This window comes from Rhodococcus sp. BS-15 (genome assembly GCF_000813105.1).
Classification (GTDB): domain Bacteria; phylum Actinomycetota; class Actinomycetes; order Mycobacteriales; family Mycobacteriaceae; genus Rhodococcoides.
Genome location: NZ_BAOX01000634.1, coordinates 1 through 633 on the forward strand (window position 1 = coordinate 1; position 633 = coordinate 633).

2 protein-coding genes are annotated in these 633 nt (G+C 66.2%); both read left to right on the plus strand.

The window, feature by feature from the left end; translation table 11 throughout:
- Nucleotides 1-215: glycerophosphodiester phosphodiesterase family protein (locus RHBS_RS28395; RefSeq protein WP_272913910.1), on the plus strand; the 215-nt coding region annotated here is incomplete at its 5' end.
- A 10-nt stretch (nucleotides 216-225) separates the two neighbouring features.
- On the plus strand, nucleotides 226-633 hold a 408-nt coding region (locus RHBS_RS28400), incomplete at its 3' end, for a DUF5926 family protein (protein WP_237669889.1).

Consider the following 633-nt stretch of genomic DNA (forward strand, 5'->3'; position numbering starts at 1 on the left):
CGACCGTCGGGGCCACCGCCGTCGGCCCGTCGATACGAGCGCTGCGCGAGCATCCGGCCATCATCGACCGCGCAGCAGCGTCCGGCCGGGCCAGCTACGTGTGGACCGTCGACGAGAAAGAGGACGTGGACCTGTGCCGCGAGCTCGGCGTCGGGTGGATCGCCACCAATCACCCCGGCCGAACGCGCGCCTGGCTCGAATCGAAGAACGTGTAGGTTTTCGGGCGTGGGTAAGAGCAAAAGAAACAGTGGACCGAAGCAGGACAGCAACCGAGCAGCGAAGCTGGCGCAGCGAGAAGCGGAACGCGCGAGCATCGAATCGGCGTCGACCCGCCCGTTCGAAGGCCTTGCTGCCGAATGCGACCTCGTAGCACTGCGTGAGTTCGTCCCGTCGGCAACGGCAACCGCGCCGATCACCGTCGACGGTCGCACGATCACGCTGGCAACGGTGCTGCCCGGTGCCGTCGCAGCATTGGTGCGCGAAGACGCGGATACCGTCGAAGGATTCGTCGGCCTTCAGGTGCAGAACCAGTCGAAAGACGTTGCAGCAGATATCAGTAGCGCGCTCGGATGGGCGTCCACCGCATCCGCGGGCGAGTCGCTCGAAGCCGCGAAGATCACCGACAGCACCCCC